Annotated in this window: 22 protein-coding genes and 1 other RNA gene; 19 read left to right on the top strand and 4 right to left on the bottom strand. The window is 69.5% G+C overall.

What is annotated here, in order from left to right; translation table 11 throughout:
- The first annotated feature begins 6 nt into the window (after window positions 1–6).
- Window positions 7–609 (top strand): FMN-binding protein, encoded by a 603-nt coding sequence (locus AB0B20_RS12790; protein ID WP_357389116.1) that lies wholly within the window; start codon window positions 7–9, stop codon window positions 607–609.
- A gap of 98 nt (window positions 610–707) precedes the next feature.
- Window positions 708–1,439, top strand: a complete 732-nt coding sequence (locus AB0B20_RS12785) for an FAD:protein FMN transferase (RefSeq protein ID WP_357470653.1) — start codon at window positions 708–710, stop codon at window positions 1,437–1,439.
- Between the two features lie 409 nt (window positions 1,440–1,848).
- Here AB0B20_RS12785 and AB0B20_RS12780 read toward each other — a convergent pair whose 3' ends face one another.
- Window positions 1,849–2,520, bottom strand: coding sequence for a bifunctional DNA primase/polymerase (locus AB0B20_RS12780; protein ID WP_357470390.1), 672 nt, complete (start codon window positions 2,518–2,520; stop codon window positions 1,849–1,851).
- A 264-nt stretch (window positions 2,521–2,784) separates the two neighbouring features.
- On the opposite strand from AB0B20_RS12780, the gene AB0B20_RS12775 reads away from it, so the two are divergent.
- From AB0B20_RS12775 to mctP, 7 genes are all read left to right on the top strand, one after another.
- Entirely contained in the window at window positions 2,785–4,014 is a 1,230-nt protein-coding gene (locus tag AB0B20_RS12775; RefSeq protein ID WP_357389112.1) for a helix-turn-helix domain-containing protein, read from the top strand.
- Window positions 4,011–4,592 (top strand): flavoprotein, encoded by a 582-nt coding sequence (locus tag AB0B20_RS12770; RefSeq protein WP_357389110.1) that lies wholly within the window; start codon window positions 4,011–4,013, stop codon window positions 4,590–4,592. The genes AB0B20_RS12775 and AB0B20_RS12770 overlap by 4 nt, the downstream gene beginning before the upstream one ends.
- 89 nt (window positions 4,593–4,681) lie before the next feature.
- Complete coding sequence (locus tag AB0B20_RS12765; protein ID WP_357470387.1) at window positions 4,682–5,539, top strand: Nif3-like dinuclear metal center hexameric protein; 858 nt, start codon at window positions 4,682–4,684, stop codon at window positions 5,537–5,539.
- Entirely contained in the window at window positions 5,529–6,266 is a 738-nt protein-coding gene (locus AB0B20_RS12760) for a C4-type zinc ribbon domain-containing protein (RefSeq protein ID WP_151501372.1), read from the top strand. The genes AB0B20_RS12765 and AB0B20_RS12760 overlap by 11 nt, the downstream gene beginning before the upstream one ends.
- A gap of 5 nt (window positions 6,267–6,271) precedes the next feature.
- Window positions 6,272–7,417 (top strand): bifunctional RNase H/acid phosphatase, encoded by a 1,146-nt coding sequence (locus AB0B20_RS12755; protein WP_357470384.1) that lies wholly within the window; start codon window positions 6,272–6,274, stop codon window positions 7,415–7,417.
- Window positions 7,418–7,543: 126 nt separating this feature from the next.
- The gene (locus tag AB0B20_RS12750; protein ID WP_357389104.1) at window positions 7,544–7,786 is read left to right on the top strand and encodes a DUF3311 domain-containing protein; all 243 of its coding nucleotides are present in this window, start codon (window positions 7,544–7,546) and stop codon (window positions 7,784–7,786) included.
- Between the two features lie 58 nt (window positions 7,787–7,844).
- Entirely contained in the window at window positions 7,845–9,497 is a 1,653-nt protein-coding gene (mctP, locus tag AB0B20_RS12745; RefSeq protein ID WP_357470650.1) for a monocarboxylate uptake permease MctP, read from the top strand.
- Window positions 9,498–9,554: 57 nt separating this feature from the next.
- Here the strand turns inward: mctP and AB0B20_RS12740 are convergent, their stop codons facing one another.
- The gene (locus AB0B20_RS12740; protein ID WP_357389102.1) at window positions 9,555–10,022 is read right to left on the bottom strand and encodes a MarR family transcriptional regulator; all 468 of its coding nucleotides are present in this window, start codon (window positions 10,020–10,022) and stop codon (window positions 9,555–9,557) included.
- Between the two features lie 56 nt (window positions 10,023–10,078).
- On the opposite strand from AB0B20_RS12740, the gene AB0B20_RS12735 reads away from it, so the two are divergent.
- The gene (locus tag AB0B20_RS12735) at window positions 10,079–11,302 is read left to right on the top strand and encodes an MFS transporter (RefSeq protein WP_357389100.1); all 1,224 of its coding nucleotides are present in this window, start codon (window positions 10,079–10,081) and stop codon (window positions 11,300–11,302) included.
- A 24-nt stretch (window positions 11,303–11,326) separates the two neighbouring features.
- On the opposite strand, the gene AB0B20_RS12730 is transcribed toward AB0B20_RS12735, so the two are convergent.
- Window positions 11,327–12,088 carry a sulfite exporter TauE/SafE family protein gene (locus tag AB0B20_RS12730; RefSeq protein ID WP_210897247.1) on the bottom strand — a complete coding sequence of 254 codons (762 nt, stop codon included), beginning with the start codon at window positions 12,086–12,088 and terminating at the stop codon, window positions 11,327–11,329.
- A 157-nt stretch (window positions 12,089–12,245) separates the two neighbouring features.
- On the opposite strand from AB0B20_RS12730, the gene rnpB reads away from it, so the two are divergent.
- The 5 genes from rnpB to AB0B20_RS12705 all read left to right on the top strand — a co-directional run bounded on the left by rnpB (window position 12,246) and on the right by AB0B20_RS12705 (window position 15,878).
- Window positions 12,246–12,654, top strand: an RNA gene (gene rnpB / locus AB0B20_RS12725) — RNase P RNA component class A.
- 405 nt (window positions 12,655–13,059) lie between these two features.
- Window positions 13,060–13,275 carry a hypothetical protein gene (locus tag AB0B20_RS12720; RefSeq protein ID WP_231921457.1) on the top strand — a complete coding sequence of 72 codons (216 nt, stop codon included), beginning with the start codon at window positions 13,060–13,062 and terminating at the stop codon, window positions 13,273–13,275.
- 569 nt (window positions 13,276–13,844) lie between these two features.
- Window positions 13,845–14,186, top strand: coding sequence for a hypothetical protein (locus AB0B20_RS12715; RefSeq protein ID WP_355093791.1), 342 nt, complete (start codon window positions 13,845–13,847; stop codon window positions 14,184–14,186).
- 74 nt (window positions 14,187–14,260) lie between these two features.
- A complete protein-coding gene (locus AB0B20_RS12710; protein ID WP_357470378.1) occupies window positions 14,261–15,172 on the top strand; it encodes a hypothetical protein in 912 nt (303 codons plus the stop codon).
- A gap of 31 nt (window positions 15,173–15,203) precedes the next feature.
- A complete protein-coding gene (locus AB0B20_RS12705; protein WP_357470375.1) occupies window positions 15,204–15,878 on the top strand; it encodes a hypothetical protein in 675 nt (224 codons plus the stop codon).
- A gap of 168 nt (window positions 15,879–16,046) precedes the next feature.
- Here AB0B20_RS12705 and AB0B20_RS12700 read toward each other — a convergent pair whose 3' ends face one another.
- The gene (locus AB0B20_RS12700; protein ID WP_355093797.1) at window positions 16,047–16,469 is read right to left on the bottom strand and encodes a GntR family transcriptional regulator; all 423 of its coding nucleotides are present in this window, start codon (window positions 16,467–16,469) and stop codon (window positions 16,047–16,049) included.
- Window positions 16,470–17,017: 548 nt separating this feature from the next.
- Here AB0B20_RS12700 and AB0B20_RS12695 point away from each other — a divergent pair.
- From AB0B20_RS12695 to AB0B20_RS12680, 4 genes are all read left to right on the top strand, one after another.
- Entirely contained in the window at window positions 17,018–17,350 is a 333-nt protein-coding gene (locus tag AB0B20_RS12695; protein ID WP_355093799.1) for a hypothetical protein, read from the top strand.
- A 34-nt stretch (window positions 17,351–17,384) separates the two neighbouring features.
- A complete protein-coding gene (locus AB0B20_RS12690) occupies window positions 17,385–17,687 on the top strand; it encodes a hypothetical protein (protein WP_278104340.1) in 303 nt (100 codons plus the stop codon).
- A 142-nt stretch (window positions 17,688–17,829) separates the two neighbouring features.
- Window positions 17,830–18,642 carry a GntR family transcriptional regulator gene (locus tag AB0B20_RS12685; protein ID WP_355093801.1) on the top strand — a complete coding sequence of 271 codons (813 nt, stop codon included), beginning with the start codon at window positions 17,830–17,832 and terminating at the stop codon, window positions 18,640–18,642.
- Window positions 18,630–19,016, top strand: coding sequence for a glycosyltransferase (locus AB0B20_RS12680; RefSeq protein ID WP_357470370.1), 387 nt, complete (start codon window positions 18,630–18,632; stop codon window positions 19,014–19,016). Before AB0B20_RS12685 ends, AB0B20_RS12680 begins: the two co-directional genes overlap by 13 nt.
- Window positions 19,017–19,094: the final 78 nt, after the last annotated feature.

Here is a 19,094-nt window from a genome sequence, read left to right as displayed (position 1 = left end):
ACCGCCATGCGTCGCGCGCTGTTCGCGATCACCGGCCTGGCCGCCGGCACCACCGCGCTGGTGGTGCTCAAGGGCGCGCCGGGCGCCGGGCAGACCGCGCCGGACGTACCGGCCGCGCTGGCCCCCGTCGTACCGGGCGGCTCGGCCGCGCCCGAACCGCCGTCGCCCACCGGCTCCGCGCCCGCTTCCACCCCGCCGGGAACGCCCCGGGCCTCGGCGAAGCCGACGGTCAAGCCCAGTGCCGACCGCAGCGCGGCCAGCCGGGGCGGCACCGGCACGCGCACCACGCCGGCCGCGCCCCGGACCACTACCAAGAGCGCGCCGAAGGTCACCACCCGCACGGTGACCGGACCGTCCGTCACCTACGAGTACGGCTCGCTCCAGGTCCGGATCACGCTCAGCGGCAGCCGGATCGTCGACGCCACGGCGATCGGACTGCCGCTGGGCGGGCAGTCCGGGCAGCGCAGCGACGACGTGCAGGCCCGCTACAGCGGCACCTCCGGCGAGGTGGTGGCCCGGCAGAGCGCCAACCTGAGCACCGTCTCCGGCGCCACCTACACCAGCACCGCGTACAAGCAGTCGTTGCAGGCCGCGCTGGACAAGGCGTGACGGTGCCGGCTCGTGCCGGCGCCGCCGTCGGTCCCGGTCCGTCCGCCGTCGGTCCCGGTCCGTCCGCCCGGCGCGGCCTGCGCCGGGTCGAACACGTCATGGGTACGGCGATCAGCCTCGACCTGGCCGACGACCTGCCCGCGTCCACGCTCGACGAGCTGGCCGAGGAGACGTTCGGCTGGCTGCGCGAGGTGGACGCGCGGTTCAGCACGTACCGGGACCACAGCGAGGTGTGCCGCGTCGACCGGGGCGAGCTGCGGGCCGCCGACGCGTCCGCAGACCTGCGGGCCGTGCTGGCGGCCTGCGCCGACCTGTGGACCGCCACCGACGGGTTCTTCGACGCGTACGCGACGGGCCGGCTCGACCCGTCCGGCTACGTGAAGGGCTGGGCGGCGCAGGTCGCCTCGGACCGGCTGGTGGCCACCGGCGCACCGAACCACTGCGTGAACGCGGGCGGCGACGTGCGGGTACGCGGCCACGACGCGACCGGGCAGCCGTGGCGGATCGGGGTACGGCATCCCTGGGACGCGACGGCGACCTGTCTGGTGCTGACCGGCACCGACCTGGCGGTCGCCACCTCCGGCGTGTACGAGCGCGGGCACCACGTGCTGGACCCGCGCCGGGGCGTACCGGCGACCGGTCTGCGCTCGGTCACCGTGGCCGGCCCCGACCTGGGCACAGCCGACGCGTACGCGACGGCCGCCGTGGCGATGGGCGAGTCGGGCCTGACCTGGCTGGACCACCTACCGTCCCCCTGGCAGCACGCCGTGGTCACCGAAGACGGTCACCTGCACCACTCCCGCGCGCTCCCCACCCTCCCGCCTTCCTGACCTGCCCGCTGCCCCGGCCGTCGGCGCGGTGATCAAGGAGTTTGTGTCCTCCAGGGCGCGCTGGGCGGACACAAACTCCTTGATCAACCGGTGGGGGCGGGGCGGGGGCGGGGTGGGAGCGGGGTGGGTCAGCGGAGGGGGCGGTGGAGGGTGGCGGGGCGGGAGCCTGTGGGGCGGGGGCGGCCGGGGCGGACGCCCAGGGGGCGGGTGAAGCCCCACGGGTGCCGGCGGCGGCGGGGCCGCGCCGGCTCGGTACCGCCGGTGTGGCGGGCAGCGTCGTCCCTGGACATGGTCAAAACCCCCGCTCTGGCGCACACGCGCCCTCGCCAGGTTCAACGAGTCCGGTGCCGGGGAGGTCGCTGTCGGACACCCGTCCGGGTCACCGGACCGGCCGTGACCAGGAGGAGCGTCAGCGGCCCCGGCGGGGCAGCGGCAGGTGGCCGGGCAGCAGTTCGGTGCCGAACGTGACCCCGGCCGCGCGCAACGCGGCGATCAGCGCGTTCTGCACCAGATAGGAGTCGGGTAGCCGCCAGCGGGCGTGCTCGGGCGCGACCACCCAGCGCACCGTCCCCTCGGGCAGCCGGGTCGGCGGGGCGGGGATCCACGAGCCGGGTCCGTGGCGCACCACGTGGAAACAGTGCTCCAACTCGGGCCGCAGCGGGTCGCCGGGGCGTACCAGGAACATCCAGCGGCCGGTCGGGGTGACCAGCGCGGGCCCGCGTACGCCGAAGCCGGCGGGATGGGTGGCGACCGCGTCCAGCACCTGCCGGCCCAGGTGGGCGGCGACCTCCAGGACGTCGAACGCGCGCCCGGTGGGCAGCAGGATGCCGTGCGGGCGGTTGCGCCACCAGGCGGCCACCCGGGCCGGGTCGGCGCTGGCGGCGTGCTCCCAGTCCTCGAGCGCCGGGTGGCAGCCCACAGTGGGGCAGCCGGCCCGGCCGCAGACGAACCGGCTGTTCGCGAGGCAGGCGCCGGGGGTGACCGGCCAGTGGTGCAGCGCGTACCGCATCGCGACCCGGCGCAGCCGGACCCGCTCCAGCGGCGAGAGGTGAGCGACGCGCGGTCGGACGTTCCTCCACATGTCTGCCGTCCCCTCTGGCCCCGCCGGACCCTCCACGAAATAGCCCGCCGGACCGTCCACAAGATGGTCCGCCGAACCGTCCACAAGCCATACGTCGAAACCCGTCACTGCCGTAACCCCCGCTCGTTGTGCTGACGAACGGCCGGTGCAACTTGCACGAAAGCTACGAGAACTGGCTGGACGGTGGACGCACAACCTGTGCGATCGGCGCAACCTGTGGGACGTGGGGGGACCGGCCGGCACCGTGAGGGGGAGGGAGCGGGGATGGACGAACTACCCATAGGCCGGCGCGTGGCGTACTGGCGGAGTCGCCGCAAGATGTCCCAGCAGGTCTTCGCCGATCGGCTCGGCAAGTCCAAGAGCTGGGTGGACAAGGTGGAGCGCGGCGTCCGGCGGCTGGACAAGTTCTCCGTGCTCTACGAGATCGCCGACATCCTCCAGATCGACGTGCAACTGCTGCACGGCCGGGACCCGGAACGGCGTACCGACGCGCTCAACTGCATCGACCAGGTCGAGGTGGAGGAGATCCGCACCGCCCTGGAGCGGTACGACTCGATGAGCGCCTACTTCGACGCGGCACCCTGCCCCCCGCCGCTCGCCGACATGCGCAAGGCCGTGAACCACGCCTGGCTCACCTACCAGTACGGCCGGTACGGCATGCTCACCCGCGCGCTGCCCAAGCTGCTGCGCGACGCCCAGGCGGCGGACGCCGGCTGCGCCGGTGACGACCAGGTACGCGAGGCCGCCCACCTGCTCGGGCAGGTCTACCAGATCGCCTCCTCGGTGCTGCGCAAGCTCGGCGAGTGCGACCTCGCCTGGCTCGCCGCCGACCGGTCGATGGCGGTGGCCCAGCGGGCCGACGACCCGCTGCTGGCCGGCATCGCCACCACGAGGGTCTGCAACGCGCTCGTCGCGATGGGCCGCCCCCGGCCCGCGCTGGAGCTCAACGTCCGCATCGCGGGCCGGCTCGCGCCCGGCGGCGACAACGACGTCACACCGGAACGGCTCTCCGTGTACGGCCTGCTGCTGCTCCAGGGCGCGATGGCCGCCGCCCGGATCGGCGACTCGGCGACGGTGGACGACCTGCTCGCGGGCGCCGGTGAGGCGGCCACCATGCTCGGCGGCGACCACAACCACTACTGGACCTCGTTCGGCCCGACCAACCTGGAGCTGCACCGCGCGGCGGCGGCGGTCGAGCTGGGCGACGGCGGCCGGGCGGTGGAGACGCACATGCGGTTGTCGGTGCCCGCGTTCAACGCGTTGCTGCCGGAACGGCGCGCGCATCACCTGCTCGACCTGGCCCGGGGCTACTCCCAGATCGGTGACGTCGCCAACGCGGGGGACATGCTGCTGCGCGGCGACCGGCTCGCGCCCTCCGAGATCCGGTGCCGCCCGATCGCGCACGAATTGATGTCCGAGATTCTCCGTCGCACACGTGGTGCGCCGCCTCCGCCGATCGCGGAGTTGGCTGAGCACATGGGAGTCGGAGTATGAGCGATCCGCGCATCGCCAGCGGGCACCGGCGCGTGCTCTACGTCATCGCCTGCGGTTCGCCGCTGGCCCGTCACGTCGGCCGGCTGGTCGACCTCGCCCAGCGGGAGGGCTGGACGGTCTGCGTGGTCACCACGCCGGACGGCGCGAAGTTCGTCGACCGGACGGCGCTGGCCCGGCAGACCGGCCATCCGGTGCGTACGCACTACAAGAACCCGGGCGACCCGGACGTGCTGCCCCCGGCCGACGCCATGCTGGTGTGCCCGGCGACCGTCAACACGATCAACAAGTGGGCGGTCGGCATCACCGACACCCTGGCGCTCGGCCTGCTGATCGAGGCGCAGGGAATGGGGGTGCCGATCGCGGCCGTCCCGTACACGAACGAGGCGATGGCGGCGCACCCGGCGTTCCGGGCCAGCCTCGACCGGCTCGCGCAGTGGGGCGTCCGGGTGGTCTTCGGCGATCACGTCGTACGCCTGCACCCGCCCGGCACGGGTGAGCGACGCGCGGACGCCTTCCCGTGGGACGCCGGCCTGACCGCCCTGCGCGGCGCGGACCGGCCGGTCGCCCCGGTCGCCTGAGCGGTGGGCGTGGTTCCCGGGCCCGCCCGGGGACCACGCCCGGCGGCGGTCGGCGTGTACCGGCGCGGACGCCGGTAAGCTGGCCGCCCGTGAGCACAACCGTCGCCGACGTGGTGGCCGCCCTGGACCGCCGTTATCCGCCTGCCTGGGCCGAGGAGTGGGACCGGGTCGGCCTGGTGCTGGGGGAGCCCGACAACCCGGTACGCCGGGTCGCCTGCGTGGTGGACGTGGTCCCGGAGACCGTGGACGAGGCGCTCGACGCCGGCGCGGACATGATCGTCGCGCACCACCCGCTGCTGCTGCGCGGCGTCTCCTCGGTGGCCGCCACCACGTACAAGGGCCGGATCGTGCACCGGTTGATCAAGGCGGACGTCGCGCTGCACGTGGCGCACACGAACGCCGACGTGGCCGATCCGGGCGTGTCCGACGCGCTCGCCGCCCGGTTCGGGCTGACCGGGTTGCGTCCGCTGCACCCGCCCCGCCCCGGCTCGCCCGCCGCCGGTCCCGGCCGGGGCATCGGCCGTATCGGCGAGCTGCCCACCCCGATGACCCTGGCCGAGCTGACCCGGCTGGCCGCCGCGGTGCTCCCGGTCACCGCCTGGGGAGTTCGCGCCGCCGGGGATCCCGGGCGTATGGTTCGTACCCTCGCCGTCAGCGGCGGCTCGGGGGACGGCTTCCTGGCCGAGGCGACCGCGGCCGGGGTGGACGCGTTCCTCACCGCGGACCTGCGCCACCATCCGGCCGGGGAACACCTCGCCGCCGGTGGCCCGGCGCTGCTGGACGCCGCCCACTGGGCGACGGAGCGACCCTGGCTGGACGACCTGGCCGCCTACCTGGCCGCCGAGCTGGACGTCGAGACCGTGGTGTCCGACCTGGACACCGACCCGTGGACCGTGCACGCCGCCGCGCCCCGGCCGGACGACAAGGAGCTCCGACGTGAAGGCTGACCCGAAGGTGCAGCGCCGCCTGCTCGACCTCCAGGCGATCGACACCGCGCTGGCCCAGCTCGCGCACCGCCGCCGCAGCCTGCCGGAGCGCGCCGAGCTGGAGGCGCTGGCGCGTGAGCTGTCCGCGCTGGAGGACGAGCGGGTCCGCGCCCAGGTGGCGGTCGACGACCTGGACCGGGACATCGCCCGGATCGAGAAGGACGTCGACCAGGTGCGGGCGCGCAAGAGCAAGGACGAGGCCCGCCTGGCCTCGGGCAGCGGCCCGGCCCGGGAGCTGGAGGCGATCCAGCACGAGCTGGTCTCGCTGAACCGCCGGCAGAGCGACCTGGAGGACGCCGAGCTGGAGCTGATGGAGCAGCGGGAGACCGCGCAGGGTGTGCTCGACGGCATCGAGAGCCGGCTCGCCGAGACCCGCGAGCGGCGTGCCGCGACCGAGCAGCGCCGCGACGAGACCCTGGCGGAAATCGCCAAGGAGGAGGAGTTCAAGCGCACGGCCCGCCAGCCGCTCGCCGGTGACCTCCCGGCGGACCTGGTCGGCCTCTACGACAAGATCCGCGAGGACACCGGTATGGGCGCCGCGCTGCTCACCGGTGGCCGCTGCGGCGGCTGCCGGCTGGAGATGTCCGGCGCCGACCTGGCCCGCATCCGCAAGGCCGACCCGGACGACGTGGTCCGCTGCGAGGAGTGCCGGCGGATCATGGTCCGGACCAACGAGTCGGGACTGTAGCCGCCGTGGCGGTGCGCGCGGTCGTGATCGAGGCCGACGGCGGCTCCCGGGGCAACCCCGGCCCGGCCGGCTACGGCGCTGTGGTCCGGGATCCGGAGACCGGCGAGGTGCTGGCCGAGCGGTCCGAGTCGATCGGTACGGCGACGAACAACGTGGCCGAGTACCGGGGCCTGATCGCCGGGCTGGAGGCCGCCGCCGAGCTGGGCGCGGCCGAGGTCGAGGCGCGGATGGACTCCAAGCTGGTGGTCGAGCAGATGTGCGGCCGCTGGCAGATCAAGCACCCCGGGCTGCGCCCGCTCGCCGCCCAGGCCGCCGGGCTGGTCGGCCGCTTCACCGCCGTACGGTTCACCTGGGTGCCCCGGGAGCGCAACCGGCACGCCGACGCCCTGGCCAACGCGGCGATGGACGCCGCCGCGTCCGGTGCCGCGCCGGAAGCGAAGGCCGAGGCGCGGGCGGCGACTGTCGTGCGGGCCACCGGCACCGATCCGGCCACCACGCCCGCCTCCTGGGAGCCGCGCCCGACCGAGGAGGCCACCCGGCTGATCCTGGTGCGGCACGGCGAGACCGAGCGCACCGTGCAGAAGCGCTACTCCGGCCGGGGCGACGTGCCGCTCACCGAGCGCGGCCGCGCCCAGGCCCGGGCCAGCGCCGCCCGGGTGGCCGCGCTGGCGCCGTCCGTCGCGGCGGTGGTCAGTTCGCCGCTGTCGAGGTGTACGGCCACCGCCGAGGCGGTCACCGCGCAGGTCGGAAACCCGCCGGTACGCACCGACGACGACCTGATCGAGTGCGACTTCGGGGCCTGGGAGGGGCACACGTTCGCCGAGGTACGCGAGGGCTGGGCGGCGGAACTGGACGCCTGGCTCGCCTCCACGGCGGTCGCCCCGCCGAAGGGCGAGTCGTTCGTGACGGTGGCCGAGCGGACCGGGCGGGCTGTCGACCGGCTGCGGTCGGCGTACCCGGGGGAGACGGTGGTGGTGGTCTCGCACGTCTCGCCGATCAAGCTGGTGCTGCGCGACGCGCTCGCCGCGAGCGACGCGTTCCTGCACCGGCTCTACCTGGACACCGCCGGCATCTCGGTGCTGGACCTGTACCCGGACGGCGGCGTCGCGGTCCGCTCGGTGAACGACACCTCTCACCTCACGGACGTCTGACGGCCGTTCGGCGCATGCCGACGGCCGCTCGGCGCATCGACATCCCCCGATCGAACGTGACCCCTGTCACAGGGTCGTAGCCTCCGGCCGTCACATGGCCCGCTACGAATGCCCGGAGGGTGTCACATGGCCGCACCGGAATCCGAGGCGCCGGACACGGCGCGATCCAGGGCGAAGGACAAGAGTCCCTGGAACTGGTTGCTCTTCATCCCGATCGTGGTGCCGCTGATCCCGGCACTGTTCAACGCCGACTCGCCCCGGCTGTTTGGCTTCCCCCGCTTCTACTGGCTGCAACTGGTCTGGATCCTGCTCGGCGTCGGCACCACCACGCTCGTCTACCAGATGACCAAGAAGCGGGGTGACCGGTGAGCGCGAGGAGTGAGCCGGGCCTGCGAGCCCCGCAGTCGCGAACGAAGGGGGCACAGTGATGTGGCGGGACCACCTCACCGAGATCATCGTCTTCGCCCTGCTGTTCCTGCTGGTCAGCGCCATGGGCTTCGTGGCCGCGCGGTGGCGCCGGCCGACCGACATGGCCCACCTGGACGAGTGGGGACTGGGCGGGCGCAGCTTCGGCGGCTGGATCACCTGGTTCCTGGTCGGCGGTGACCTCTACACCGCGTACACGTTCGTGGCGGTGCCGGCGCTGATCTTCGGGGCCGGCGCGGCGGGCTTCTTCGCCGTGCCGTACACGATCGTCATCTACCCGCTGGTGTTCCTGGTGCTGTGCCGGCTCTGGTCGGTCTCGCACCGGCACGGCTTCGTCACCCCTGCCGACTTCGTCCGCAACCGGTTCGGCTCGCCGATCCTGGCGCTGCTGATCGCGATCACCGGCATCGTCGCCACCATGCCGTACATCGCGCTGCAACTGGTCGGCATCGAGGCGGTGCTCAAGACCATGGGCGTGACCGGGGACAGCGCGGTGGCCCGGCACCTGCCGATCATCATCGCGTTCGCGATCCTGGCCGCGTACACGTACCAGTCGGGGCTGCGCGCCCCGGCGCTGATCGCGTTCGTCAAGGACTCGCTGATCTACATCGTGATCCTGGTCGCGGTGATCTGGCTGCCGTACAAGCTCGGCGGCTGGGGCGCCATCTTCGACGCCGCCGACGCGAAGTTCCAGGCGTCACCGGCGCCCGGCGACGGCATCCTGCTCAACCAGAACAACCAGATCCAGTACGTGACACTGGCGTTCGGCTCGGCGCTGGCGCTGTTCCTCTACCCGCACAGCATCACCGGCGTGCTCGCCAGCCGGAACCGCGACGTGATCAAGCGGAACATGTCCGCGCTGCCCGCGTACAGCCTGCTGCTGGGGTTGATCGCGCTGCTCGGCTACATGGCCATCGCGGCGAACGTGAAGCCGCTGCCCGGTGCGAAGGAGGGCGCCACCGACGGCAACACGGTGGTGCCGCTGCTGTTCGACCAGCAGTTCCCGGACTGGTTCGCCGGGGTCGCGTACGCCGCGATCGGCATCGGCGCGCTGGTCCCGGCGGCGATCATGTCGATCGCGGCGGCGAACCTGTTCACCCGCAACATCTACAAGGAGTACCTGAAGCGGGACGCCACCCCGGCGCAGGAGGCGAACGTCTCGAAGATCACCTCGCTGGTGGTGAAGGTCGGCGCGGTGGCCTGCATCGTCTTCCTCGACCCGCAGTTCTCCATCGACCTCCAGCTCATCGGCGGCGTGATCATCCTCCAGACGCTGCCGGCGGTGGCGCTGGGCCTCTACACCCGCTGGTTCCACAGGGGCGCGCTGATCGCCGGCTGGGCGGCCGGGATGGGCCTGGGCATGTGGATGCTCTACCAGGTCGGCAACCCGGCGACCGGGAAGAAGCACTTCGCCGGGTCGGCGTTCCCACTGGAGAAGTTCGGTTTCGACACGCCGAAGACGATCTACGTCGGCATCGTGGCGGTGCTGGTGAACCTGGTGGTGGCGGCGCTGCTCACGCTTGTGCTGCGCGCCGCGAAGGTGGCCGACGGCCCGGACGGCACCACGCCCGACGACTACTTCGCCGACGAGGGCGACCCGCGCGTCACAGCCGACGCCGACCGCGCCGACTCCGCGCCGGAGCCCGTGGCGTGAAAGGAAGGGCCCCTTATTAACGCATTCTGCATAACAAGGGGCCCTTCCTAACACGCCTCAGCGGCGGCGGTTGCGCGCGTCGAGCGCCTCGTTCAGGCGGTGCAACATCTCCGCCAGCGTCTCCCGGTCCGCCTCGGGCCAGGCGGCGAGGATGTCGCCGTACAGCCGGGTGCGGGCCGCCCGCACGGCGGCCATCCGCTGCAGGCCGGCCGCCGTCGCGGAGATCACCGTGCCGCGCCCGTCGGCCGGGTCGGGGGTACGCGAGATCAGCCCGTCGCGCTGTAGCGCGGAGACCTGCCGGGTCACAGTGGAGCCGTCCAGGCTCAGCCGCGCGGCGAGCGCCGACACGTTCTGCGGGCCGGCCGCGTCGAGGTGCCGCAGGATCACGTACGCGGCGCGGTCGAGCAGCCGGTGCTCCATCGTGCCGGTGCCCCGGCGGGTCGCCTCGCCCAGGCGCATCAGCAGCGCCACCTCGGTCTCGATCCGGCCGAGCGTGGCCTCGGGGGCATGGACGTCATCGCTCATAGCTGTATGATACAAGGAAAATACCTGTACGATACAGCTATCTGGGAGGTTGCGGGGTGGATCGCCGATCCGAGCCCAACCGCAGTGCCATCTACGCCACCACGCTCGTGGCGTTCCTCGCCATCGCCGGCATCGCCGTCGTCGACCCGATCCTGCCCGCCATCGGCGAGGCGATCGGCGTCACCGCCTGGCAGGTCGAGCTGCTCTTCACCGCGTACATCGCGGTCATGGCCGTCGGCATGATCCCGGCGACGCTGGCCAGCGGCCGGTTCGGTTTCAAGCCGGTGCTCGTCACCGGCGTCTCGGTGGTCGGCCTGGCCGCGATCGGAGCCTCGTTCAGCAACGACATCGTGCAGCTCTCCGTGCTGCGCGGTGTCTGGGGCCTGGGCAACGCCATGTTCTTCGCCACCGCCATGGTGGTGCTGGTCAACCTGGCGAACGACAGGGAATGGGTGGTCGGCCTGTTCGAGACCGCCCTCGGCCTCGGCTTCGCCGTCGGCCCGCTCATCGGCGGCCTGCTCGGCGAGGTGAGCTGGCGGCTGCCGTTCTTCGTCTGCGGCGTGTTCATGGTGCTCGCACTCGGCGTCGCCGCCCGCAAGCTCCGCGAACCGGCTCACAAACAGCCGCCGGTACGCCTCGGCCAGATCTTCGCCACCTACCGCAGACCCGCGTTCGTGACGCTCTGCGTGGTCACCGCCGCGTACAACTTCGTCTTCTTCGTCGTCCTCGGCTACACGCCGCTGTTCCTGCGCCTCGACGTCATCCCGCTCGGCCTGGCGTTCACCGGCTGGGGCCTCGGCCTGGCCGCCGGCATCCTGCTGATCGGCCACCGGCTCGCCCACCGCATCGGCGCGGTGCAGACCGTCGGCGTCGCCCTCCTCGGCCTGCTGGCCTGCATGGTCCTGTTCGCCACCTCCACCGGCACCGCCATGTCACTGGTAGTCCTGGTGATCGCCGGCCTGTTCATGGGCCTCGCCAACGCCAACCTCACCGACCTGGCGCTCGGGCTCGGCTCCGCCGACCGGCGCGTCGCCACCGGCGCGTTCAACCTGGTCCGCTGGGGCGCCGCCGCACCCGCGCCGATCATCTCCGGCAAACTCGCCGAGCACAGCCTCGCGCTGCCGTTCTGGGTCGGCTTCGGAGTGCTCGCCGCCGGCATGATCGCCTACCTCGCGTTCGGTCACCTGATGGCGGCCGGCTACGGCGAACGGGTCATCTGGAACCGGGCCGCCCGCCGCGCCGAGCACGCACCGGAGGAGCCGGTGGGGGAGGTCTACTGACGGGTCCGGTCTTGCCGCACGGCGTCAGGTGAGCGCCCGCCACAGCAGGTAGCACCCGATGGCCGTGCCGAACACCACGATCACCGTCTTCAACACCACCTGCGGCAGCCGGCGGGCCAGCCGCGCGCCCGCGTACCCACCGAACAGGGTGGCCGGCGCGACCACCGCGACCGCCGCCCAGTTCACCGGGCCGAACAGGGCGAACACGACGAGCGTGGTCAGCCCCACCACCGCCGAGAGCAGGTTCTTCACCGCCGACACCCGGGCCAGCGTCGCGTCCAGCACCAGCGCCAACCCGGCCACCAGCATCACCCCGAGGGCCGCGCCGAAGTAGCCGCCGTACACGGTGCCGAGCGCGACCATGGTCTGGACCGTGACGGTACGGCGGCGCGCGCCCAGCCGTTCCGGATGGCCGACCAGGCGGCGCAGCGGACCCTGGAACGCGAGTACGGCTGTGGCGCCCAGCACGAGGAACGGCACCACCAGCTCGAACGCCCGCGCCGGGGTGGCGAGCAGCAGCGCGCACCCGGCGATCGTGCCGAGCACGGCCGTGGGCAGCAGCGACCACAGTTCCCGCCCGCGCGGTAGGTCCACCCGGCTGCCCGCCACGCTCGCCACGTACCCGGGAAAGACCGACACCGAGTTGGAGACGTTGGCTGCCACCGGCGGCAGGCCGGTCGCGATCATCGCCGGGAACGTGATCAGCGAGCCACCGCCGGCCACCGCGTTGACTGTGCCCGCGGCGAGACCGGCGGCGAGCAGGAGCGCGGCGTCGGAGAGATCCATGGTCCCCCGAGGCTAGTACGGCGCCGGCCTCGTTGCCGCGCTGGCCTTACGCGTCCCGTATGGGGTCTGTTCTGGCTTGGCGTGCTGCCCTGGCTCGGGGTGGACCGGGGTGGAAATGGCGGCGGCGGGTGCGTCGTTAGGATGAGGGCGCGACGGACGAGTCGACCGGGCGGTCGCGTCGACGGGCTCCGGCCCGTCGCCGAGGAACGTCCGGACTCCACAGGGCAGGGTGGTTGCTAACGGCAACCCGGGGTGACCCGCGGGACAGTGCCACAGAAAACAGACCGCCGGCCCGTCACGGGACGGTAAGGGTGAAACGGTGGGGTAAGAGCCCACCAGCACCCCGGGTGACCGGGGTGGCTCGGTAAACCCCACCCGGAGCAAGGCCAAGAAAGGGCCGTCACCGCAAGATGACGACCCGCGCAGACGCTTGAGGGCTGCCCGCCCGATGTCTGCGGGTAGGCCGCTGGAGCCTGCCGGCGACGGCAGGCCGAGATGGATGGCCGCCGCCGGTGCGCCTACGGGCGTGCCGGGCACAGAATCCGGCGTACAGGTCGACTCGTCCGTCGCCCACCAGCTCAGAGCTTTGATCAAGGCTCTGAGCTGGTTCTATGTCCGGGCGTCGATGGTCGTCGTTGGTCAACTTTGGCCGGCGTTTGACGCCCTGACGACGCCCTGACGCCCTGGAGACGCCCTGAGCGCCGGCTCAGTTGACCTCTCCTCGGCTCGGGTTGGCTGTGCCGCTGTCGGCCGTCTGAGGGGCCGCCGCTCGATGATTCCCGGCGGCTGTGGGGGAGGGTCGGGCACGTCCTGGCGGTGGAGCTGGTGCCGCAACTCGATGGCCCGGTGGCAAGCCAGTCCCGGGGTTGGACTGGCGCGGCAGCCGGAAGCCCCGACGCACGACCAGGCCGACCCGCTGGCTTCCGTAGCGGTCTTGGTGATCCCATCCGTGGATGAAGTGGGATGAGTGCGTGCCGGAGCTGCTGGAGCACCTGGGGGAGATGGGCCTGGTCGCGATGGTCAAGATTGACGGCGAACGGGAGCGCAAGCCCTGGACGGTGGTGGTCTCGGGTCAGCGGCTCCCTGGTGAGGCTTTCAGAGTCGATGGCCACAGCCTTGAGGACTGCCTACGCCATCTGGTCGCCGCGCTTCATGAGCGTTTCCCGGACGAACTCGCGCTGAGCTGAGAGCCGACTGTGGGGGCGGTGTCCCGGCGGCTGTCGGTGGCTCACCGCCCCGGCGCCGTAGGCGGCCGGTGCGGCTTGCCGCCGGCCGGGCTTGCCGCCCCGCACCGCGCGGAGCGCGGTGCCTTGATCCAGAACAGAGGAAATCGGCAGTGGCACGAGTGGAATTCTGTTCATGGGGCTGGTGTCGAGTCGTCCGGGTCAGCGTGTCAGTGCTGCTGCCGCGGTTGGTTCACGAAAGGCTAGCCACTGAATCGACCTTTTGGAGGGCTTCGTCTGGTTTTCCTGGTTCGAATCACTGCGGGCGTTGGGCGAGCACCTGTCCAATGTCTCCGTCCGGGCCGGTGGTAGACAGCCCGGCCATCACTTAGCTGGTCAGCGGCGAGGGCTGCATGGTCCTGATTCGTCGCTCTACGCCGGAGGCCGCTCAGCCGGGAAGGTCAAGACCACCTGCCGAGCGAACCCGAAAAGTGCAAACATCCGTCAGAAGCCTTCACGGATCGCTGCCGCTACGTTACTGATCAACCATGAAAATCCTCCGCCGGTACTGGGGTTTCCTAGCGGTTCTACTGTTGGCTGTCTTGTGGTTGAGTGGCAACACAGGCCCCGAGCTGCTCTACCTCCTGTCCGGCGGCGTCGTGATCTGGTCGCTTTTTCAAGCGCCTGCCTGGTGTGGTGCGGTGACGCGCAGGCGCGGCGTTTTCTGCAGGAACAACTCTTATGGACTGCTGCTTGGCTGCCATCTACGGGAGCATCGTTGGCAAAAGTTCAAGCTTCTTTTCTACTCGCACCGATGGGCTGATTTCAGTCGGGGGACTTGGGCGACGCCAAGCGCCAAGCTCGCCACCGTTTCTGGTCTCGTCGGGACCGTATCGGCCATCGCGACGGGCATTAAAGATTTCGCTCTGGGTTGAAGTCAGCGCAATCGTAGCTATCGCCCTCACCTCGGCCTCAACTTTATGGTGAACGTGCACAAACTGGAGGTAGTATGCCCCCCACGCAGACCCGCTACATCCGAGCGTACGTAGTGCACGGACGCACCCCGGGGGAGCTTCTCGACTATCCGGCTTTCTTTGAATGGCTGACACGTCTGCCGAGTAGGTTTACTAGCGTCGCTGTTAGCCGCGATGTGGTTCTCGCTATTGCCGGATCAGTCTTTGACGAGGATGGCGTTATTCATTTCAAGTTTATTAGCGGGAGTCCCGATGACCCGTCTTTCGTCTACGACGAGAAGACCGGGAAAGTCAACCCGGCGCGGATGGAGGAAGGTACATGGCTCGCTTCGCTCACCCGAGTTTCCGTTGTGCCCGAAGAGCGCCTCTTGCTTATTGAGAATCGGCGGCGTGGTGTGAGCGCCACCAACCTGGAGCGATACTTCGAGAACATTGCAAGAAGTCGTGAATTCTCACTCGATATGCAGATGGACCTTGATCCGCTCCCCTCGCCTTCGCTGGAGCGCGAGATCCAGGAACTGGCGCGAATTCGAGAAGCTGCGCTAATAGTAAATCGCCCAAACTCCGATTGGGATGACGCGCACGATGCGATCTCAGGACTAGCGGATGAATCGGGCGGGCAAAAAGCTCAAGTTGTGGTGACGGCGGCAAGAGGGGAGTCGCTAAGCAAAAACGAAGGGGTTCTTGGCATCATTCGGCGTCATCTTCAGCGCCCTCTTCCAAACCTTCGCAGCCTTAGAGTTGTTGGACGCCGATTCGGCGAGTCGATAGATAGGACGCTCACCCTGGAGAAGCATCAAGTCCGAAAAGCGGTCACGGTAGACCCACGACTGCCACAAGATCAGCAGGACGAGATCATCTTCGGAGTTACCAGGGAGATCATTGAAACAGCGCTACCGATTGTCCGAGAACGAGCAGCTCATCTAGAAGACGATCATGTCCGGTGATTTTGTCGTACCCGTGATCTAGGTTGATGCCATGACGGTGAAGACTGGCGGGAGACGGAAAGGGCTCTTCGGGTTCACGCGACGTCACCTTAGACCTCGTTTGGCCGATACTTTTTACCACCGTAATGTAGTGATGAGTCTGCTAATATCCGGAGCCCTGACCTTCGCCTCATTCCGCCTTTTGTGGCTGCCGGCGTTAACTAAAGTTGCAGTAAAAGACTTTGTAGCCGGGATTTTAGCCTTTTCCGCCTTGGGGTTTGGTGCCGCGACCTCTGCTACCATCTTGGCTTTATCGATCCCACGCGGACGCCTCTACTTCACGATGATCGTTAACGGCAAGAATGCCCCTCGTGCCGTCGTCCGAAATAATGACAAAGTGGAGGCTGTGAGTTCGACTGAAGCGCCGTTGTTCCCGTCGGAGCGATATGGCGCTGAGTTCCGATCGTTCTATGGTGATCTAATTTTTGTTTTCTTATGGACGATGGCTTCGCAGCTTGCGGTAGGTGCAATTAGCCTTCTGTATCTGGCGGTGGTGGGTGACCTTAATATGGTTGATCAAACGCACTGCAATAGGTCTCGACTGAGTTTTTTTATCATGACCGCCGCAGTATCGTATGCGATGTTGCAAATGGGTTCACTAATTCGTGCTGTGGCGGATTATGCGCGGAATCAAGAGCAGTACGATCGACGGGGTCTAGGTCTTTGAGCGAGGACTTAGGCGTCTTTTCCAATGGTTGAGGTAGAACCCTTCGCCATCCTCGCGGTGCGTCATCGACCCGACCTCGTGGGCGGGCCGCCGTCCTGCCGCCACATTAAGCGGACCTTGCCCCAATCGGACGGCCCGCCTTGAGAATGTATCGAAATGCGAAAAGCCTTATTCTTCCGTCTCAACTAGTTGGTAGGCTCTGACGACTTTCCTAACCGCCCCGTTCGTTCGGGTAACGATTTGCTTTTCGACTAGGAGCGAGCCAACCTTGACAACAAAGAGTGCCGCTAGTTCCGCGTCTGCGGCGATATGGCGGCTCCGTTCTTCTGATTCGGACCCTTGGTCAACCGCACGCTCGTGCCGGCGCGGGTTCGCATAGGTGCCGCGACCATGTTCGGTAGCCACCACCCGTTCCTCGCGCAGAACCGCGATGGCTTGACGGATTGTCCCGCGACTGGCCCGGAACTCCGCGGCGAGGGCGCTCTCCGACGGCAGTAGGGCGCCCAGCGGGATCACGCCATTCTCTATGCGCTCTCTCAGCTCGTCGGCGATGGCGCGGTAGCGGGGCTGTCCGTAGTGCGGGGTGGGCACCTGCTCACCGTACCTGGCACTTGTCTTACCAAGTGCCAACCAAGCGACCCGTTTCGACGTCTAGACAACTCGTCCACTTGTAGATACGTTTCTTTGTGTGCGGCCAGGGTGACGGCTCGTGTCAGGGGTGGTCTCGTGCTGGCCCTGGTCGCACCTGACGCGCGGCGTCCTGTCGGACCGGTTGCGGTAGCCGCGCGGACAAGTTGGCTCGGCGATACCCGACCCGTCCTGGTCGGACGGTGCGCCGTGCCTTCATTCGAGCCGGTGGCCGGCTGCAATTCCCCCGTGGTCGGCCGCCGGCTCTCTTCTACCTGTGGAGGTGCGATGTCCAACGGTCCTCATCAAGGCCGCCGGCTCTGCCTGTGTTGGCCCCGAAAGCGGTACCCGACGCGGTCAGCCAAGGGCAACGTCCCACCGGGTGCGTGCCCGATGGTTCCGCTGTCGGCGCAATGGTCGGTCGAGCAGGCATGGGAGTCGTCCGCGTTGCCGCATATCCCGCCGATCGTGAGAGTCCAGATCTACCGGGACGGCGCCGGGCGGTGGCCGCAGTGACGCCGACGAACAAGCCTGCCGGCGTCACGACCCATCCGGACTGGTGTGCCCCCGATCGCTGCGGTCACCTGGTGCCGCCGCTGATGACGGGGATGGCGCGCCACCATCGCGGTGCGATGCACCGGATCGGCAACGCTCGCGCGGGCGGCATGGTGGTGGCGTACCTCATCGGCGTCGACGCTCGAACACCCCTGATCGCGGTGCACGCGTCGTGTCGGGCCGGTGTCGGCTGGGCTGAAATGTCCCTGACGCAGGCCGTTGAACTGAGCGAGTGCCTACGCGGCCTGGTGGTCGAGGCGGGCGGAAATCCCGGGAGCCGTAATGACTGATTCAGAGCCCATGCCGGAGTACGCCCTGGGGTCGGTGACCGACGTCGTCGGATGCCCCGCGTGGTGCCAGGGGTGTGGGCCGAACGACCCGATGCACCGGGGGTTCCTCGCCACCGTCGGTCAGGAGCGGACGGGCTGGGTCAGCGTTCAGATGCTGCTCGACCGGTTCGGGCGACGGGACCTGGCCGTGAAGCTCGACGCCACCCGCGACGGCGCGACCCAACCCGTCCTGCTCGACCGGGTCCGTCTGGACCGGCTCATCTACGAACTGACTTACGTCCGCCTGGTGATGATGACCAAGGGCCTACATCTGGAAGAGCACGATGAACACCCCTGACCGCCGGCACACCGGCCGGCCTCCCTCCCCGGCCGTGCGACGGACCAAGCGGCCTGCGCCTCCGGTCGCCCCGATCCCAGAACGCCCAGCCAGGGGGACCACCTGGCAGACGTTGGAACGTCTAGGGGGTACGGTGGCCGGTGTGCAAGGTCGGGACTGGCGCCCTCGCTACCTGCAACTCGCGGAAGAGTTGCGGGCAAAGATCATGGGCGGCGAACTGGCTCCCGGCACCCTGATGCCGAGTGAAACCGAGCTTGCCGATTCCTCCGGCCTGTCCCGCACCAGCGTGCGTAACGCGATCCGGCAGCTCCGCGAATGGGGCCTGGTCCGCGCCGAGCAGGGACGCGGCACCTACGTGCGGGCACCCCGCCAACGGGTACGCCGACGCAACGCCGAGCGCTACCAGTGGGAGAAGGACCGGGTCCTGCTCGACGAGGACGAGCGGCTGAAGACCGGCGCCACCGAGCACGACACCGGCCTGACCGTCGACGACCTCAAGTTTCACGCCGAGTACACCCGCGTGGAAGCCGATATGGAGATGGCGGCGGCCTTGCAGGTCGACCCGGGTACGCCGCTGCTGCGCCGGGTCTACTGGACCTCCTCCCGGCACGAAAACGCGCCGCTGACGGTGTCCTACTCGTACCTGCCGTACGACCTGGTGGCCACGAACCCGGACCTGCTCGACGAGGGCAAGGAACCGTGGCCGGGCGGCACGCAGCATCAGCTCCACACCATCGGCATCGAGCTGGACCGGATCGACGACGAGATCCGCGCACGTCCGCCGTCGCCGGATGAGGCCGAACTTCTGGACATCGACCCGGGCGTCTCTGTCCTCACTGTCCGGAAGACCTCCGTCGACACCACCGGCCGGGTCGTCGAGGTCGCCGACGTCGTGATGCCGGGCGACCGCACAGAGCTTGTCTACTCCCACAGACTCCAGCGGTGGAAAACTTGACGCAGCTCGTCTCGGTCGTTACTCCGGTCCACGCGCCCAGCATCGAGCACCTTGCTGGCGCCTACGAGTCGTTGGCCAAGCAGGAAATGCCCACCGGGTGGGACTGGCAGTGGCTCGTCCAGGAGGACGGGCAGACCGGCGCCCTGGTCGACGCGCTGCCTGACGATCCCCGGATCAGTCTCGGCACCGGTCGCCCTGGTGGGCCTGGCGTCGCCCGTACCCTCGCGCTTTCCCGAGTGGCCGGTGACCTCATCAAGGTCTTGGACGCCGACGACCAGTTGACCCCGGGCGCGCTCGCCCGGGACATCGCCGCATTCGACGTGCACCCACAGATCGGTTGGACCACTTCACGGGTACTAGGGCGTGTTTCATAAGCCGGTCAGAGCCACTCGCAGATGATGGTGATGGTCAGGACGGCCTGGAAGCGGACGGCTAACTTGTCGTAGCGGGTG

Source organism: Micromonospora sp. NPDC049151 (assembly GCF_040648395.1).
Classification (GTDB): domain Bacteria; phylum Actinomycetota; class Actinomycetes; order Mycobacteriales; family Micromonosporaceae; genus Micromonospora.
This window is presented reverse-complemented; position numbering and strand designations above follow the sequence as displayed.

Coding starts and splice junctions, on each gene's coding strand:
- AB0B20_RS12790 (WP_357389116.1), top strand. CDS start 7: ATGCGTCGCGCGCTGTTCGCGATCACCGGCCTGGCCGCCGGCACCACC.
- AB0B20_RS12785 (WP_357470653.1), top strand. CDS start 708: ATGGGTACGGCGATCAGCCTCGACCTGGCCGACGACCTGCCCGCGTCC.
- AB0B20_RS12780 (WP_357470390.1), bottom strand. CDS start 2,520: ATGTGGAGGAACGTCCGACCGCGCGTCGCTCACCTCTCGCCGCTGGAG.
- AB0B20_RS12775 (WP_357389112.1), top strand. CDS start 2,785: ATGGACGAACTACCCATAGGCCGGCGCGTGGCGTACTGGCGGAGTCGC.
- AB0B20_RS12770 (WP_357389110.1), top strand. CDS start 4,011: ATGAGCGATCCGCGCATCGCCAGCGGGCACCGGCGCGTGCTCTACGTC.
- AB0B20_RS12750 (WP_357389104.1), top strand. CDS start 7,544: ATGGCCGCACCGGAATCCGAGGCGCCGGACACGGCGCGATCCAGGGCG.
- mctP (WP_357470650.1), top strand. CDS start 7,845: ATGTGGCGGGACCACCTCACCGAGATCATCGTCTTCGCCCTGCTGTTC.
- AB0B20_RS12740 (WP_357389102.1), bottom strand. CDS start 10,022: ATGAGCGATGACGTCCATGCCCCCGAGGCCACGCTCGGCCGGATCGAG.
- AB0B20_RS12730 (WP_210897247.1), bottom strand. CDS start 12,088: ATGGATCTCTCCGACGCCGCGCTCCTGCTCGCCGCCGGTCTCGCCGCG.
- AB0B20_RS12710 (WP_357470378.1), top strand. CDS start 14,261: ATGCCCCCCACGCAGACCCGCTACATCCGAGCGTACGTAGTGCACGGA.
- AB0B20_RS12705 (WP_357470375.1), top strand. CDS start 15,204: ATGACGGTGAAGACTGGCGGGAGACGGAAAGGGCTCTTCGGGTTCACG.